Origin of the sequence: Bacillus badius NBRC 15713 (genome assembly GCF_001591605.1) — a bacterium.
Lineage (GTDB): Bacteria > Bacillota > Bacilli > Bacillales > Domibacillaceae > Pseudobacillus > Pseudobacillus badius.
On the sequence record NZ_BCVF01000002.1, the window covers coordinates 49,580 to 62,933 of the forward strand.

A 13,354-nucleotide genomic window follows, 5' to 3' on the forward strand; every position below is an offset into this window, starting at 1 on the left:
TGTATGCGCAATAGGAACAAATTAGCGGTAATCACGATCGCGTTTGTATGCTACTTTTGGATAAATTCGATTCAGCCGGCCGCTGCGATGCACATTATGGAAGGGTTTCTTCCGTTAAAGTGGGCCATTTTCTGGTGGGTTCTTGTTCTGCCATTTCTCGCTGCCGGCCTGAGGTCTATTCAAAAAACGATCAAGGAGCACCCTGAAACAAAAATGATGCTCGGTCTTGCCGGAGCCTTTACATTTGTACTCTCCGCTTTAAAAATTCCATCTGTAACTGGCAGCAGCTCGCATCCGACCGGGGTAGGACTTGGCACCGTGTTATTTGGTCCATTGGCGATGACAGTTCTCGGAACCATCGTTTTGCTGTTTCAAGCGCTTCTGCTTGCCCATGGCGGGATCACCACGCTTGGAGCCAATGCTTTTTCCATGGCTGTGGCCGGCCCGTTGATTACTTATGCGGTTTATAAAGGGTGCAGAAAAATGAATATTGGCTTTACCGCAGCTGTTTTTCTAGCGGCTTTCCTAGGAGATTTAAGTACATATACGCTGACCTCCTTGCAGCTGGCACTCGCTTTTCCAGCTGAGATCGGAGGAGTTTTGGCTTCATTTATGAAGTTTGCTGGTATCTTCTCCTTGACACAAGTGTCGCTGGCGCTGTGTGAGGGCATCTTAACGGTGATTGTGATGAATTGGCTGCTAAAGTATAACACAAACGAATTAAAACAATTGAGCATTGTAGAGAAGGGAGCATAAGCGGTGAAAAATCTTCTTTTATTGATATTGGTCGTTCTTTTGGCTGTAGTGCCGCTTATCTTCAACCGGGCGGCTGAATTTAATGGAGCGGATGGCGAAGCAGAAGAAGCGATTACAGAAATCAACCCTGACTATACCCCTTGGTTTGATGCTCTGTGGGAACCTCCGAGCGGTGAAGTAGAGAGCCTGCTTTTCGTTTTGCAGGCGGCAATTGGCGCTTTATTTATTGGTTATTTCATCGGTTCCAGCCGAATGAAAAGAAAAATGGAAGAAAAAGCGGCTGAACATCCGCAATGAAGGCAATTGATTATTACGCCCATCATAATCGCCTCGCAGATTGGCATCCGGTGGAAAAAGCAATCTTTGCTTTTTCCCATTTGTTTTTGGTCCTGCTTTTGAAAAGCCCTGCGGTTTCAGCTTTCGTTTTTTTGACAATGAGCTTGGCGGCGGTAGCGGTGGCAGGGATTCCTTGGCGCCGCTATCTCGCTTTATTGAGCTTGCCGCTCGTTTTTTTATTAATCAGCATAGTTCCTCTTGCGGTATCTGTTGCCCCGGCCGGCACAGTTCCGGCTAGTCTTCTTCAAAGCGGGGACATCTTTGGCTGGCAGGCTTATATTGCTGCTGCAGGAGCCAGGCAAGCGTTTGTCTTATGTTTGTCTGCTTATGCCGGGGTGAGCTGTATGTATTTCTTTATTTTAACAACGCCGTTTTCGGGAGTAGCCTTTGCTCTGCGTCATTTGCGTGTACCGCAAGTATTCATTGAACTCACAGCTGTGACTTACCGGTTTATCTTCGTATTAGTAGTGAAGGCGGAAGAAACCTATAAAGCGCAAAAGTCACGGGCCGGTTATCGCGGCTGGCGTTCGTCTCTCCAGTCGTTATCGAGCTTAACGGCTAATTTATTTATACAAACGATGAGAGAGGCCAGAGCGGTGCAATTAGCAGTAGATGCCCGCGGAGGTGCTGAAATGGCGCAAAGGACAAGCAATGGCTACCGGCTGCGTCCATATGCATGGGCGGCTGCCTTCATCTTGTTGTCTTTATCCTTCAGCATCGGCCTGATTTTCTAACAAGGGAAGGAATCCAATGATTGAATTAAAAAACGTTAGTTATCACTATACAGACGGAACAAAAGCATTAAACGACGTGTCGCTTGCGATTACTCCCGGAAGAAAGATTGCTGTTCTTGGAAACAATGGAGCAGGAAAATCAACGCTGTTTCTCCATATGAATGGATTGCTTCAGCCGGCAGAAGGTCAGCTTTTGTTTAACGGCACCCCAGTTGCTTACAAGCGGCGGCAGCTGCAAGAATTGCGCAGGGCGGTCGGCATCGTTTTTCAGCATCCCGATACCCAGCTTTTCTCCCCAACTGTTCGTGAAGATGTGCTGTATGGCCCCAATAACCTGGGGTGGTCCCAAGCGCGTGCCGAGCAGGCAGCATTGGAGGCGATGGAGAAAACCGGCGTGCTGGAATTTCAGTATAAGCCGCCGCATTTTTTAAGCCTCGGGCAGAAAAAGCGGGCAGCTATTGCCAGTGTAGTAGCTATGCAGCCCAAACTTCTTATTCTTGATGAGCCAACAGCCGGGCTTGATCCTTACTATGCCCGGAAAATTATGCAGCTTTTAAATGAATTGCATAATGAAGAAACGACGGTTATGCTTTCGACTCATGACGTGAACTTTGCTTACGAATGGGCCGATGAAATATTAATTTTGCAAAGCGGAGGAGTTCGGGCATTTGCCGGTGCGGAGGAGCTGTTTCATGACCAAGCGCTGTTGGCAGACTGCCATTTAGAGCAGCCGTGGATGATGGAAGTATTTGCGGCCTTGCAAGCGAAGTCAGGACAAAAAATAAAAAAAGTTCCGAAATCCAAGCAGGAGCTACTGACATGGATAGAAGAAGAACTGCAGCAAACTAGAGAAATGGTCACAGAACGCATGCTTTTGAAATAAAAGATAGGCATTTTTTGTAGGAATAAATGACTGTTGATCCATAAAAAGGTACCCGTTCAGCAAGTAAATTGATATGATAAAGAAAAGTGTCTTTCTTTTGAAAAAATCATAAAATATAGCATAAAAGGAATTTTTTATTTTATGTTGGACTATGTTGAGGAGGTCATTGGCATGCAGAAGTACAGAAAGCGAAATACGACTGCTTTTACGGTACTGGCATATTTTACGTTTGTTGCGGGTGTTCTTTTATTTAGTATTGGTCTTTATAACGCTGATATGGAGCTGAATGAAAAAGGATACTATATCGCCGTTATGATTTTAGTAGCCGTTGGGGCGATTTTGACGCAGAAAGTAACAAGAGACAATGCAGAAGACAATGAAATTATTGCAGAGCAGGAAAGAGAACGGCAGCAGGGTTTGTCTATATCGAAAAAAGTGGATTAACCCAGTCTTTCAAGCATTATCTGATAGGAAATGAGTGAAAAAGCATGGAAAAGTCAAATCTTTTCCATGCTTTTTCACGTGCCTCTATGTTCGATTAAAAAGCAACGACCTTCTGTAAAATATTTCTCCGGATATGCTCTAAACAATAAAGGGGACAATAAAACTATCTTGTTAGAGGCACTTTATAAACAAAGGATGGTAGCTCAATGGACCAGACATGCTTTTATTGCGATGAGGATTTAACACAGAAGCGGACGCATTACATTTCTTTTTTTCACGAAAACCAAGAACGTGAAGAGACGATGTGTGAGTACTGTTATTCAGAATGGCTCCAAGGAATCAAAGGATAGGAAATCAGGCTGACCGGTTTCTTTACGGCCAGCCTGTGCTGCATTAGATCAGTCTCATTTGAGCTTGTATCGTGCCTAAGTGCATGCCTTCGTGGAACAACAGGAAATTCAGCAGGTCGTCAATTGTTTCGAGCTTCAAGGGCCCAATAGCAATCTCATTTGCCGGCTGTTGTGACAGGCGGCCTTCCAGGTGCTGCTGCAGGCGTGTGTGCTGTTCCGTAAGCAGTTCAATAATTTCTTCTTTTGAAGGGGCAGCATCCGGCCAGTCCGAAGGTTTTGTGCCGGGGCTGAAAAAAGGCGCATATTCGTGGATCTTTGTTTCTAAATCAGGTGCAGCAATCGTCATTAATGACTCCATGACAAGATAAATATGTCCGGCATTCCATCTAATAGTATTGGAAAAACCTTCAGGCTGCTCGTCCCATTTGCTTTCATCAATTTTTTCCAATGTGTTCACCGTGGCGGTGCGTGCAAAGTTTAATCGTTCCCAAATAGCCATAACCATTCCTCCATTTATATATTCTCTTTTATATTATAAGACAAAAATGGAAAAAAGCCCGTCTCAAAGATTCCTGCGTGAAAAGAAAAATAAAACAAAAAAAGCACTTCGCCTTGTTAACCCTCTCTTTAACAAGGCGAAGTGCAGTGTATTAATTTTCAGGCTGTTCTTTTCTTTTGACGCTCACTATCTAATCATTAATCGCTCAGCTTATCTTTTGCTTTCCCGACACTTTCTTGAAATTTCCCTTTTAGCTGATCAGCCTTTCCTTCAGTTCTGGTGCGTTCGTCATTTGTCATGTTGCCCCAAGTTTCCTTTGCTTCTCCTTTCATTTTATTTCCCATTCCTTTTAATTTGTCCTCCATGCCATGATCTTTCATTGTAAAACCTCCTATAGCGTAATAAATGTTAAATGAAGTAATAGTTATTTCATACCCTTTGTGAAGCCATCCAAACATACGGTTTGTTTATGTAAAAAAATACCAAATAAAGAAGTGGTATCCTTGAAAAAATTTATTTAGTGTAGGAAGATAAATAGGTATGCGGAACATTTTGCTCGATAGCACAAGGATGAGCAGCAATCCATCATTCGCTTAGCAAGCTGCCTAACCATTTGAAAGAATATTCGAACAATATTTTCTGGGAAATGATAAATATAAAAAATGATATAGAGGGAGTGAAAAGATGAAAATTACGCTTGTGAGGCATGGGAAATCGAGCTATGCGGATCAATCAGCTATGCCATGCTCTGAATTTCGCAAATGGGTCGATGGTTATGAAGCAGCGGGAATTATTCAAGAAGCCGCCGTCCCAGAAGAAACGGAACTGAAAGCGAAGGAGGCAAAGTTAATCGTTGCGAGTACACGATGCCGCTCCATTCAGTCAGCCGAAAAGCTTGGATCCGCATCTTTTATCCTCTCCGATCCGCTTTTTCGGGAAGCAGATCTGCCTGTTTCTGCTTTTTCTTTTTTACACTTAAAAGCTCCTCCATCTGTTTGGGCGGTATATTGCCGCTGTGCCTGGCTGCTGGGATACAAAGGAGACAAAGAATCCATGAAGGAGGCGAAGGAGAGAGCTGTTCAGGCAAGCAGGCGATTAATGGAATTGGCTGCCCAACATGAACACGTGCTTCTCTCCGGACATGGGGTGTTCAATCAGTTCATTGCTCGCGAGCTATTAAAGAATGGCTGGAAAGGAGAGAAAAGGCCAGGTCGCCGCCATTGGAGCTGTACTAGTTACACGTATGAGGAGGCAAGCGATCGACAAATTAATAGGCAAAGATTGTCATAGAATGGAGAATTTTGCGGAAATCTGAACACTGACTTAACAGAGGGAAGGGAAATGGGATGTTCATTGGCTCAATTAAGGAAATAGTTAGGCATCCGGCAAAATCCTTTCGTGGAGAAAGCGTCCAGAGAGGGAAGCTGATGGAGTAGGGATTATATGGTGACCGCAGCCATGCTTTTTAGGACAAAAGCCGGCCGGGCCATTTTTTGACGATGACCCAATTTCCGGATATGGTCTAGTATCAAGCAAGGTTTATAGGGGAAGAACGGATAGAAGATTATCCTGAAGTTTAAATAACAACGCCCAAAGGAACCTTTGTCCGCTTTGAAGATAGCGAACAGCTGAAAGAACTGGAAGTGAGATCGAAAAAGAAACTTTCCCTTGTGAAGTATTCGCTTGTTCAAGTTCCTTGAGGCGCCATTGAGGAAGAGCCGATCCAGCTTGCTACAGACGCCTCGATTGAAAGGTTAGGAAAAATCGGGGGTGGATAACCGTCGCTCCCGCCCCCCTTTAATTTTATCATTAAAAGATAATACGCCGTTTATAGAAGAAAGCTGGTTTGGCAAGCGGCTCAGAATCGGGCGGGAAGTAGAGATTCAGTTAAAGCGTCATTGCGAGAGATGCATGATAATTACAGTTGACCCGGAGAGCGGTCCTAGACAGCCATCTTTGCTGAAAGCGGTCGTAAAGGAAAGAAACAATTATTTTGGCGTGTACGTTTCTGTGATAAAAACAGGAGACATTCAGGCTGGTGACGAAGTATTTCTGATTGATTAAAAAGCGGGCTTTGCCTGCAGAAAGTTAATTTTTCCGATAACGGATATAGTTATAGTTTGAAGTAGGCACACTTTCCTTCACATTCCCTTGGCCATCTGTGTACACCTCATATTCACGGTAGGTTTCAACAATGTAGTGGCCGATCTCCTCGCGATTCACCAGCTGTTCTTCCAGCTTGAAGCTTTTAGGCTGCCATTGCTTGTCCGCCCCTTTCACTTCTGCGATGACTGGCGCGCTATCTGGCTGCAGCGAGGTCTTTTCGTCAACAAGCTGGCGGGAGGAGAAATCAAGGCTTGAGACGGCGGTGAGAAGGACGAGAAGAACCGTCAGCAGGAAAGCAGTTGGCTTCTTGTTCATTGCATTCTTCCTTTCTTATCCAACATGACGTGTTGCCTCATTTGTATGTAAAGGAGAGGGGGAATATTCATGCAGCGGAATAGATTGCGGGATTTGTACCAGCTTCTTTGTTAATAAAATGATAGGGGGAAAGAGGATGGGAAACAGGGATAGGCGGTGGATCGTTTTTTGCTGCTAATTGTTGCTTCTTTACTGTCAGGATGTACAGAAAGCCAAACGAAGAGGGAAGCGGAAGAACAATCTTCTCTATTTAAAATGAATGGAGAGCTTCTTTACGGGGAAAAGGGAAAGTTTGGGATCAGGAAGCTGAATGGGGAAAATGACGAGCCGGAATTTCCTGCAGGGAAAGGCCGGCACTATCACATCCAATTTCTAGAGCAGTCTGAACAGCTAGAGGGAAAAACTTATTACCTGTCTGCTCTGCATCAGGAGACGGGACAGAAGAACGATTTGTATGAAGTGGTGATAGAAAACGGTCAAAGCGGAGCGAAGCTGGTATTTGACCAATCGGGAGCATGGGAAGTCCAAGTGGCAGTGGATGGCGAACCGTATGCCCAATTTACTATTCAAGCAGAATAGAAAAAGGATTGTCAATAAGGCAAGGTTATGACACGATAGAAAAGTATGAGGAAATACTTATTATGTATTTCGTTCAACTGCTGAATCTAAAAAACTGAATGTGTTTGAATGGAGGAAATAGGGATGCCAGCTTTGCCAAACTGTCCGAAATGTACATCAACCTATACTTATGAGGATGGAAATTTGTTCGTTTGTCCAGAATGTGCCCATGAATGGACGCTGGAGTCAGAAACGGAAGAAGAGCAAGTATTTAAAGATGCGAATGGCAACACTTTGCATGATGGTGATACAGTCACAATCATTAAAGATCTGAAAGTAAAAGGCAGTTCATCGGTTTTAAAAATAGGGACAAAAGTCAAGAATATTCGATTAGTCGATGGAGACCACAATATTGACTGTAAAATCGATGGGTTCGGAGCGATGAAGTTAAAATCCGAGTTTGTTAAGAAAGTATAAGTAACTCATCTAGCTGAGGCCCATGAAGAAGCAACCGCTTCTTCATGGGCGTTTTTTTTTTAGCCATCGTCAGAAAAAAGTAAAAGGGGAGTCGCAGATGAAAGCAGAGGACAAACAATTTGCCGAAAAAGCGTTGCAGCAATTATTGATTGGCAGCCAACTGGATGGCATTAAATTCGGTGCAGGGCCTGGCGGTACATTCTTATATTTTCTCCATTACACAGAAAAAGAGCCGGATAAACTATGGGTGAATATTGAGATCAATAAATTTACTGTACTGCCAGCTGCTATTAAACATTCAGGGAAGGCTCTGCCAATGATCGAGGAGCTCACTGAAGAACAGGCGATCAAGCAAGTGGCCGGCCTTCGCCGTGAAGAAGTGACAGATGTGCAGCTTGGTGACGAGTCTCCGCATTTATTTATCGTTTTCAAATCCCAAAAAGCGCTTTTTATCAACGGATATGATGAACAGTATGAATGCTGGCAAGCGGGGGACGGCGAGGGATATACAGGGGATGAGTGGCTTGTTGTAGCGGTTCCCGGCAATGGCATAGCGACTTGGGCGCCGGATACGTTTGGTTAGTTGTGAGAAGAAAAATAGGTGATGGGCGTACATGGAGTGGATGTATGTTACAATAAAGGATATAAAAGGAATATATGCATTGAAAAGCAGTAGGCCTGCCCGCCTGCAAGATTCAATAAGAAAGCTTTGTTCGCTTATGCAAAGAGAAGCTTAGCGGGATGTGTGCCCTAGAGAGAGGATTTAAAGCAAGGCGTGTAACGATGAGTTTAAAGCGATCATAAAAACTTTTAGAAAGTGCTTCTGCGATGAAGTGGCTTGCTGATTTTGCCTACCGGCAGCCGGCATTTCGCCTTTTATCGTTATTTTTCAAAAGTCTTAGCGCCTGATAGGCAATGGCTTTTGCCAGCTTAAAATAGAGAAGGCCGTTTAAAGGAGCGATGATATGGCGTATATATTTCTTGCTGTCCCCGTCTTTGTTGTTTCATATTCCATTTATAGAATGATAAAGAAGAAGACTTTACCAAGCAATCGGCAAACCCCATTCGATGATCTGATGCAAGGGAAATCGAAAAAAGAGTAACGGATTTCAGCAGCATCAAGGGGGATGTGCGCCTTATGCTTAAAAGGAGTGAACAAAATGTTTGTGATGGGGGCGGTTATTCTTCTGGCGGCTACACTTTTGCTTACTAAACATGTCAAGCATTCGAAGATGTTTGCCTTTTTTTATGCCATTTCGTTAGCCAGTGCGTCAGCCGCTTTAGCCAGCCCTTTTATGATTGGCGGCTGGGAAGGAATGGGCGTGATGATGATCATCAGCTTCATTGGCTTCGCCGCGCTGATCGGGATGTTCATTGTTTTATCAGCTTCTCAGCGCCGAAACATGTGAGCAGGCTTTTCGGCATAGTCAGCACTAACTAATACTAGAATGGAGGATACCATGCTTAAGTTTCTGGATAACCTCTGGTACAAAGTCATTTTAACAGCTAGCCTTTTTGGCATTTACTTTGCCTATCAGCCCCAATTAAAATCGACCCCTATTCTTTTTCTTGCTTTTTTTGGCTTATTGACAGTGGCAAATGATGTGTTGTTTAAACGATAAGAACAAAGAGGCCGGGACGATCGCTGCGAAACCTAAAAGCAGAAAGCGATAAGGTGAAAAACGGCACAGAGCTGGTTCTGCTGGGAGGCAGAGCCAGCTTTTTTATAGTATTTTTGTTGATATTTTAATCGTTTACGGTCATTTTGATATCTTTTATCAGCAAAAAATGGTCAAATCCATTGTATTATTGCTCTTTTAGTGTAAAATTACACTAAAAGGAGGGTGGGAATGAATGGATAAAGAACGGTTAAACCAGCTCATTTCTGAAAAATTGAAACTGATTCGGACAGAACAGGGATACACTCAGGATACAATGGCAGAAGTAATTGGCCTTTCTAAGAAAACGATTGTCCAGATCGAAAAGGGGCGGAGCTTGGCCGGTTGGACGACAACTGTTGCTATATGTGCGCTTTTTCGTGAAAGCCGGATTTTACAGGATGCCCTCGGCAGTTCTGATCCGGTAGAGATAGCGGAAATAGCCGCGCACCGCTACATCCGCCGTTCTCATGACAAAACATTGGGAGGCCTGTCAATTAGTCCTTCCTCATCCTCCTGACCCTTATTTAACGGTGGGAACAATGGAGGTTCCTTATGAAATAGGCACTTATTCCTGGGAGGACAGCGGACGTAGCATCGAAGCTGATGCTGCTGATCCAGAGGAATTGACCAAGGGGAAGGAGTATCCGGCTGTCCCGGCAGGATCAGAACTGAAGATCCACTTTGATGATCGGCCTTCTTCGATAGAAGCCGGGATTTGGGGAAATAACGAAGATCACTCGCAAGAAGTAGAAGATAATAAGGTTATGTTACCTAAAAAGAAAGGAACCTACATTTATATTATTCATGCTCACTGGAAAGAAGGAGAAGCTGTATATGCTTTTCGGATAGAGACAAAGTAAACATTTATTTCTTCAGTATTTTCCGTAAACTTGTTAATATAAGAGATAATGATGATCTCAAATGACAGGAGTGGACATTCATGAGTGTACATAAAGACCTTGAGCTTCATGCTCAAAAGCAAAACCAGCTGTATCAGAAATTCATCGGCCTTGATCAGCAAAGAGAGAAGCATATTCAAGAGGCGGTGGAACTTTGCAAAGTAGGAAAGGCGTTTACCACAGAACAAATTAATGAAGTGACTGCCCGGATTAACCTTTTGTCAAACCACCGGCTCATTCCTTCCCGCAAGCTAGTCACACCGAAAATGGTAGAGGCGTATGTAGATACGTTGAAATAAATAGAGTGAGCTAAGCCGTTCCGCTAATAAGGGAACGGTTTTTTATCTATCATTTTCTTATGGAATTGGAAAATAGTAATAGATTTGGTGTGGTATACTAGTTTTGAAAGGGGGAAGAGTGATGGAGAAAACAGCAACAGAAGCGATTCAAGATTATTATCCAGATGATTTTGCTTGGTGCTATGGGTGCGGTCGTTTAAATGAAACAGGACACCATTTCCGGACAGGCTGGCAAGGGGAGAAAACGGTTACGGTTTATACACCGGAAAAGGAGCATACAGCCGTTCCAGGATTTGTATATGGAGGAGTGATCGCCTCATTGATTGATTGTCACGGAACAGGTTCAGCTTCTTTAGCGCTGCATCGCAAAAACGGTCATCACGTAGGGGACGGGTCACAGCCGCCTCGTTTTGTAACCGCTTCCTTGCATGTCGACTTTATGAAGCCGACGCCGCAAGGCATTCCATTACAAGCAGTTGGCACCATAGAGGAAATTCATCCAAAGAAATGGAAGGTTCATATAGAAGTGTTTGCCGATGACATGCTCTGCGCCCGCGGAGAAGTAGTAGCGGTTGTGATGCCAAGTAATTTTTTGAGTGGCAACACAGAAAAATAAAATAACTGAAAAAGCAGAAGCTTGCCTACGTGCATCCTTCTGCTTTTTACATTTATTATCGCCTTGGTCTCATCAGCATAGAAGAAAAGCAAAGGAGAATAGAAGATCTCCAAACGTTTAATATATTTGTAATCTAATTAAAATATGCTAGCAATTTTTCAATGCTAAAATAAGGGACAACTAGAAAATACATAGAAAGCAGGGGAAAAAGAGTGAGAAAATGGATCGTGGCAGCAACAATGGCTGGCGCTTTATTGGCGAGTCCGGCTGTGGGAGAAGCAGCACTAGGGGATCAAACGTTAAAAAGCGGGATGAAGCATCAGGATGTCAAGGAATTGCAGCAAGCCTTAAAGTCAAAAGGATATTATCATTCTTCACTAGATACCACCTTCGGCCCATTAACAAAAACGGCCGTCATCAAATTGCAAAAAGCACATGGGCTAAAGGCTGATGGCATCGCAGGAAAAAATACATTCCGGGTACTGGGGAAATCAGGCTCTCCTGCCGCTTCCAAACCGGCAAGCAGTGCATCCAGCAAAACAAATGCGGCATCTTACGCTCAAAAGTTCATGAGGGTTCCTTATAAGTGGGGCGGCACCACACCGTCAGGATTTGATTGCAGCGGCTTCTTAGGTTATGTATACAGAAACAGCGCGAATATTTCTTTGCCGAGAACAGTATCAGGTATTTATTCTAAAGGAAAAAGAACGAGCAGCCCGAAAGTCGGCGATCTTGTTTTCTTTGAAACATACAAAAAAGGAGCATCACATGCCGGGATTTATCTAGGAGGCAACCAATTTATACATAGTTCTTCTTCAGCGGGAGTAACCATCAGCTCGCTCAGAAGTACATATTGGTCTAAGCGTTACTTAGGAGCAAAAACTTACTGATAAAAAGAAACCGTTTACTTTGCTTTATCAAGTGAATAAAACAGGACGGATATAAACCGGGACAGGTTTATATCCGTTTTTTTATTGCTTGATCGCTGTAATCGGCAGGCAGCATCGTTCACAGACGAGTGTTTAAAGGCACATTAGGGACTTAAAATAACGTCATTGTTTTTAGTTAAGTCCCAGGAGGTAATAATGCCAACCGGCAATTCGTCTGATCTGCCCTCGTGGGTAATCAGGATCGCTTCTAATTTCTTGTTCTGCGATTGGTATTCTTCAAAGGTATATTCAATATCAAAAATATTTGCGTCCCGTTTGGCGAAAGAAATGAGATATTCATTTTTTTCCGGCAGAATATCTTTTACCTTCACGGAGTCGATCGTAATTTGTCCGTCTAATTGCGTATTGGCCATCCATTTTAATATGTCCCGACCGGTCAGTAACCCTTGGCAGTCTCCTTTTTCGTACACGGGGTATTCATTTATTTTAAAATCGCGGACCATTTCAAGTACTTGAATGAGCGGAGTGTCTGCCTCCACAATATAGACGGGTGACGAGGCGATTGACATCGCTTCCGCCGGCTCCGACAGCATCTTGTCAATTTGTTCGATGCGCTCGACAATTTCTTGATGCGGCTCGGCTATGTAATAGTTCGCTTCTGTCTTTTGATGAACGATCGCGTTCCGCAATTTGGCGTATTGCTTCAATTCGTCGAGATGGGCACGGACGCTGGCGTGGTTGCGTGCGCTCGTATGGAGAAGTTCCAGGAAAGCATCTCCGTCTTTTTGTGCGGTGATGGCTTTTAAATGATTGTGTATTCGATTAAATGCCGTTTCAAACCGTTCTGATAATCCATTGTTTGTTTTGGTTTCTTTTTCCATTATGAGTCTCCTTTGTTGGCTTCCGTCTGTTTCCACCGTTCGTTTATCGCGCTCTTTTTTCAGGAATTAGCCGTCAATGTAAAAAATAGATTGCTGTTCAGGGGGAAGGTATGTTATAGTAATCAAGCGATGAGCTAATTTGCGTAAGTCGAGAAGCCCGCCTTTAGGGGTGGAACGTCTGGATGTGGCCGGACGTCTTTTCGCCGCAAAATACGTCAGAAAAAGCTGTCATGGAGGGAACTTTCCGCTCCACGACAGCTTTTTTGGTCTGTGTATTACTCTTTATTAGCGATCAGAACCAGCTTGCCTTTATCCAATTCTTTTTCATACGTTTCCGCTTCCTGCTGGGAAAGGCCGAGCGCTTCCATTTTGCTGCGCAGCTCATCGCCTCGTGATTTGAAAATGTTGCTCATGCTAGTTAAAAGCCCTTGCTCCTTCATGCCGACTTCATTTGTATGAAGCGCCTCGGATATATCTTCTCCGCGGTGGCCATCATGGGCGAGAATATACATATCATCAAGGGAAAACCCTTGGGCAAGTAAACCTTCGATCTCTTGTTTTGCTTGTACGGCATTTTCTACTGTTTTTGTTGTAACCATTTGATTGGCCTCCTCATATTTTTATATTCTTTATATATTTACCATGTAGGC

Annotated in this window: 20 protein-coding genes and 2 pseudogenes; 17 read left to right on the plus strand and 5 right to left on the minus strand. The window is 43.8% G+C overall.

What is annotated here, in order from left to right:
* Positions 1 to 3 precede the first annotated feature (3 nt).
* The 5 genes from BBA02S_RS01435 to BBA02S_RS01455 all read left to right on the plus strand — a co-directional run bounded on the left by BBA02S_RS01435 (position 4) and on the right by BBA02S_RS01455 (position 3,153).
* A complete protein-coding gene (locus tag BBA02S_RS01435; protein WP_041113639.1) occupies positions 4 to 756 on the plus strand; it encodes an energy-coupling factor ABC transporter permease in 753 nt (250 codons plus the stop codon).
* A 3-nt stretch (positions 757 to 759) separates the two neighbouring features.
* Entirely contained in the window at positions 760 to 1,053 is a 294-nt protein-coding gene (locus BBA02S_RS01440; RefSeq protein WP_041096158.1) for an energy-coupling factor ABC transporter substrate-binding protein, read from the plus strand.
* Positions 1,050 to 1,826 carry a cobalt ECF transporter T component CbiQ gene (gene cbiQ / locus BBA02S_RS01445; protein WP_041096156.1) on the plus strand — a complete coding sequence of 259 codons (777 nt, stop codon included), beginning with the start codon at positions 1,050 to 1,052 and terminating at the stop codon, positions 1,824 to 1,826. Before BBA02S_RS01440 ends, cbiQ begins: the two co-directional genes overlap by 4 nt.
* Positions 1,827 to 1,842: 16 nt before the next feature.
* Positions 1,843 to 2,709 carry an energy-coupling factor ABC transporter ATP-binding protein gene (locus BBA02S_RS01450; RefSeq protein WP_052477289.1) on the plus strand — a complete coding sequence of 289 codons (867 nt, stop codon included), beginning with the start codon at positions 1,843 to 1,845 and terminating at the stop codon, positions 2,707 to 2,709.
* Between the two features lie 171 nt (positions 2,710 to 2,880).
* Positions 2,881 to 3,153, plus strand: coding sequence for a YiaA/YiaB family inner membrane protein (locus BBA02S_RS01455; protein ID WP_041096154.1), 273 nt, complete (start codon positions 2,881 to 2,883; stop codon positions 3,151 to 3,153).
* A gap of 393 nt (positions 3,154 to 3,546) precedes the next feature.
* Here BBA02S_RS01455 and BBA02S_RS01460 read toward each other — a convergent pair whose 3' ends face one another.
* Positions 3,547 to 4,002: a DinB family protein gene (locus BBA02S_RS01460; RefSeq protein ID WP_052475068.1), complete on the minus strand. Its 456-nt coding sequence runs from the start codon at positions 4,000 to 4,002 to the stop codon at positions 3,547 to 3,549.
* A gap of 197 nt (positions 4,003 to 4,199) precedes the next feature.
* Positions 4,200 to 4,382, minus strand: coding sequence for a CsbD family protein (locus tag BBA02S_RS01465; RefSeq protein WP_041113638.1), 183 nt, complete (start codon positions 4,380 to 4,382; stop codon positions 4,200 to 4,202).
* 304 nt (positions 4,383 to 4,686) lie between these two features.
* Between BBA02S_RS01465 and BBA02S_RS01470 the strand changes: the two genes are divergently transcribed.
* Positions 4,687 to 5,292 (plus strand): histidine phosphatase family protein, encoded by a 606-nt coding sequence (locus BBA02S_RS01470; protein ID WP_041113637.1) that lies wholly within the window; start codon positions 4,687 to 4,689, stop codon positions 5,290 to 5,292.
* 203 nt (positions 5,293 to 5,495) lie between these two features.
* Positions 5,496 to 6,066 (plus strand): annotated as a pseudogene (locus tag BBA02S_RS01475) (MOSC domain-containing protein).
* A 24-nt stretch (positions 6,067 to 6,090) separates the two neighbouring features.
* On the opposite strand, the gene BBA02S_RS01480 reads toward BBA02S_RS01475, so the two are convergent.
* Positions 6,091 to 6,423 (minus strand): hypothetical protein, encoded by a 333-nt coding sequence (locus tag BBA02S_RS01480; RefSeq protein WP_041113636.1) that lies wholly within the window; start codon positions 6,421 to 6,423, stop codon positions 6,091 to 6,093.
* Positions 6,424 to 6,579: 156 nt separating this feature from the next.
* On the opposite strand from BBA02S_RS01480, the gene BBA02S_RS01485 reads away from it, so the two are divergent.
* From BBA02S_RS01485 to BBA02S_RS01525, 10 genes and pseudogenes are all read left to right on the plus strand, one after another.
* Complete coding sequence (locus tag BBA02S_RS01485; protein WP_041096145.1) at positions 6,580 to 7,002, plus strand: hypothetical protein; 423 nt, start codon at positions 6,580 to 6,582, stop codon at positions 7,000 to 7,002.
* Between the two features lie 123 nt (positions 7,003 to 7,125).
* On the plus strand, positions 7,126 to 7,458 hold the full coding sequence (locus BBA02S_RS01490; RefSeq protein ID WP_041096143.1) for a zinc ribbon domain-containing protein YjdM: 333 nt from the start codon (positions 7,126 to 7,128) through the stop codon (positions 7,456 to 7,458).
* A 97-nt stretch (positions 7,459 to 7,555) separates the two neighbouring features.
* Positions 7,556 to 8,041 (plus strand): hypothetical protein, encoded by a 486-nt coding sequence (locus BBA02S_RS01495; protein WP_041096141.1) that lies wholly within the window; start codon positions 7,556 to 7,558, stop codon positions 8,039 to 8,041.
* 577 nt (positions 8,042 to 8,618) lie between these two features.
* Positions 8,619 to 8,867 carry a YesK family protein gene (locus BBA02S_RS01500; RefSeq protein WP_041096139.1) on the plus strand — a complete coding sequence of 83 codons (249 nt, stop codon included), beginning with the start codon at positions 8,619 to 8,621 and terminating at the stop codon, positions 8,865 to 8,867.
* Between the two features lie 51 nt (positions 8,868 to 8,918).
* Positions 8,919 to 9,080, plus strand: a complete 162-nt coding sequence (locus BBA02S_RS20510; protein WP_156136572.1) for a hypothetical protein — start codon at positions 8,919 to 8,921, stop codon at positions 9,078 to 9,080.
* Positions 9,081 to 9,312: 232 nt separating this feature from the next.
* Positions 9,313 to 9,606, plus strand: a pseudogene (locus BBA02S_RS01505) (helix-turn-helix transcriptional regulator); the annotation flags it as partial.
* 52 nt (positions 9,607 to 9,658) lie between these two features.
* Positions 9,659 to 9,979 (plus strand): hypothetical protein, encoded by a 321-nt coding sequence (locus BBA02S_RS01510; RefSeq protein ID WP_052477287.1) that lies wholly within the window; start codon positions 9,659 to 9,661, stop codon positions 9,977 to 9,979.
* A gap of 80 nt (positions 9,980 to 10,059) precedes the next feature.
* A complete protein-coding gene (locus BBA02S_RS01515) occupies positions 10,060 to 10,317 on the plus strand; it encodes a DUF2533 family protein (RefSeq protein WP_041113635.1) in 258 nt (85 codons plus the stop codon).
* A 121-nt stretch (positions 10,318 to 10,438) separates the two neighbouring features.
* Positions 10,439 to 10,933 (plus strand): PaaI family thioesterase, encoded by a 495-nt coding sequence (locus BBA02S_RS01520; protein ID WP_041113634.1) that lies wholly within the window; start codon positions 10,439 to 10,441, stop codon positions 10,931 to 10,933.
* A 212-nt stretch (positions 10,934 to 11,145) separates the two neighbouring features.
* The gene (locus BBA02S_RS01525) at positions 11,146 to 11,823 is read left to right on the plus strand and encodes a C40 family peptidase (RefSeq protein ID WP_041113633.1); all 678 of its coding nucleotides are present in this window, start codon (positions 11,146 to 11,148) and stop codon (positions 11,821 to 11,823) included.
* Positions 11,824 to 11,966: 143 nt separating this feature from the next.
* Here BBA02S_RS01525 and BBA02S_RS01530 read toward each other — a convergent pair whose 3' ends face one another.
* Positions 11,967 to 12,704, minus strand: a complete 738-nt coding sequence (locus tag BBA02S_RS01530; RefSeq protein ID WP_041096119.1) for a CBS domain-containing protein — start codon at positions 12,702 to 12,704, stop codon at positions 11,967 to 11,969.
* Positions 12,705 to 12,979: 275 nt separating this feature from the next.
* Entirely contained in the window at positions 12,980 to 13,303 is a 324-nt protein-coding gene (locus BBA02S_RS01535; RefSeq protein ID WP_041096117.1) for a YflT domain-containing protein, read from the minus strand.
* Between the last annotated feature and the right edge of the window lie 51 nt (positions 13,304 to 13,354).

Coding starts and splice junctions, on each gene's coding strand:
- BBA02S_RS01435 (WP_041113639.1), top strand. CDS start 4: ATGCGCAATAGGAACAAATTAGCGGTAATCACGATCGCGTTTGTATGC.
- BBA02S_RS01470 (WP_041113637.1), top strand. CDS start 4,687: ATGAAAATTACGCTTGTGAGGCATGGGAAATCGAGCTATGCGGATCAA.
- BBA02S_RS01500 (WP_041096139.1), top strand. CDS start 8,619: ATGTTTGTGATGGGGGCGGTTATTCTTCTGGCGGCTACACTTTTGCTT.
- BBA02S_RS01530 (WP_041096119.1), bottom strand. CDS start 12,704: ATGGAAAAAGAAACCAAAACAAACAATGGATTATCAGAACGGTTTGAA.
- BBA02S_RS01460 (WP_052475068.1), bottom strand. CDS start 4,002: ATGGCTATTTGGGAACGATTAAACTTTGCACGCACCGCCACGGTGAAC.
- BBA02S_RS01510 (WP_052477287.1), top strand. CDS start 9,659: ATGGAGGTTCCTTATGAAATAGGCACTTATTCCTGGGAGGACAGCGGA.
- BBA02S_RS01520 (WP_041113634.1), top strand. CDS start 10,439: ATGGAGAAAACAGCAACAGAAGCGATTCAAGATTATTATCCAGATGAT.
- BBA02S_RS01515 (WP_041113635.1), top strand. CDS start 10,060: ATGAGTGTACATAAAGACCTTGAGCTTCATGCTCAAAAGCAAAACCAG.
- BBA02S_RS01490 (WP_041096143.1), top strand. CDS start 7,126: ATGCCAGCTTTGCCAAACTGTCCGAAATGTACATCAACCTATACTTAT.
- BBA02S_RS01455 (WP_041096154.1), top strand. CDS start 2,881: ATGCAGAAGTACAGAAAGCGAAATACGACTGCTTTTACGGTACTGGCA.
- BBA02S_RS01465 (WP_041113638.1), bottom strand. CDS start 4,382: ATGAAAGATCATGGCATGGAGGACAAATTAAAAGGAATGGGAAATAAA.
- BBA02S_RS20510 (WP_156136572.1), top strand. CDS start 8,919: ATGCTTAAGTTTCTGGATAACCTCTGGTACAAAGTCATTTTAACAGCT.
- BBA02S_RS01450 (WP_052477289.1), top strand. CDS start 1,843: ATGATTGAATTAAAAAACGTTAGTTATCACTATACAGACGGAACAAAA.
- BBA02S_RS01495 (WP_041096141.1), top strand. CDS start 7,556: ATGAAAGCAGAGGACAAACAATTTGCCGAAAAAGCGTTGCAGCAATTA.
- cbiQ (WP_041096156.1), top strand. CDS start 1,050: ATGAAGGCAATTGATTATTACGCCCATCATAATCGCCTCGCAGATTGG.
- BBA02S_RS01535 (WP_041096117.1), bottom strand. CDS start 13,303: ATGGTTACAACAAAAACAGTAGAAAATGCCGTACAAGCAAAACAAGAG.
- BBA02S_RS01480 (WP_041113636.1), bottom strand. CDS start 6,423: ATGAACAAGAAGCCAACTGCTTTCCTGCTGACGGTTCTTCTCGTCCTT.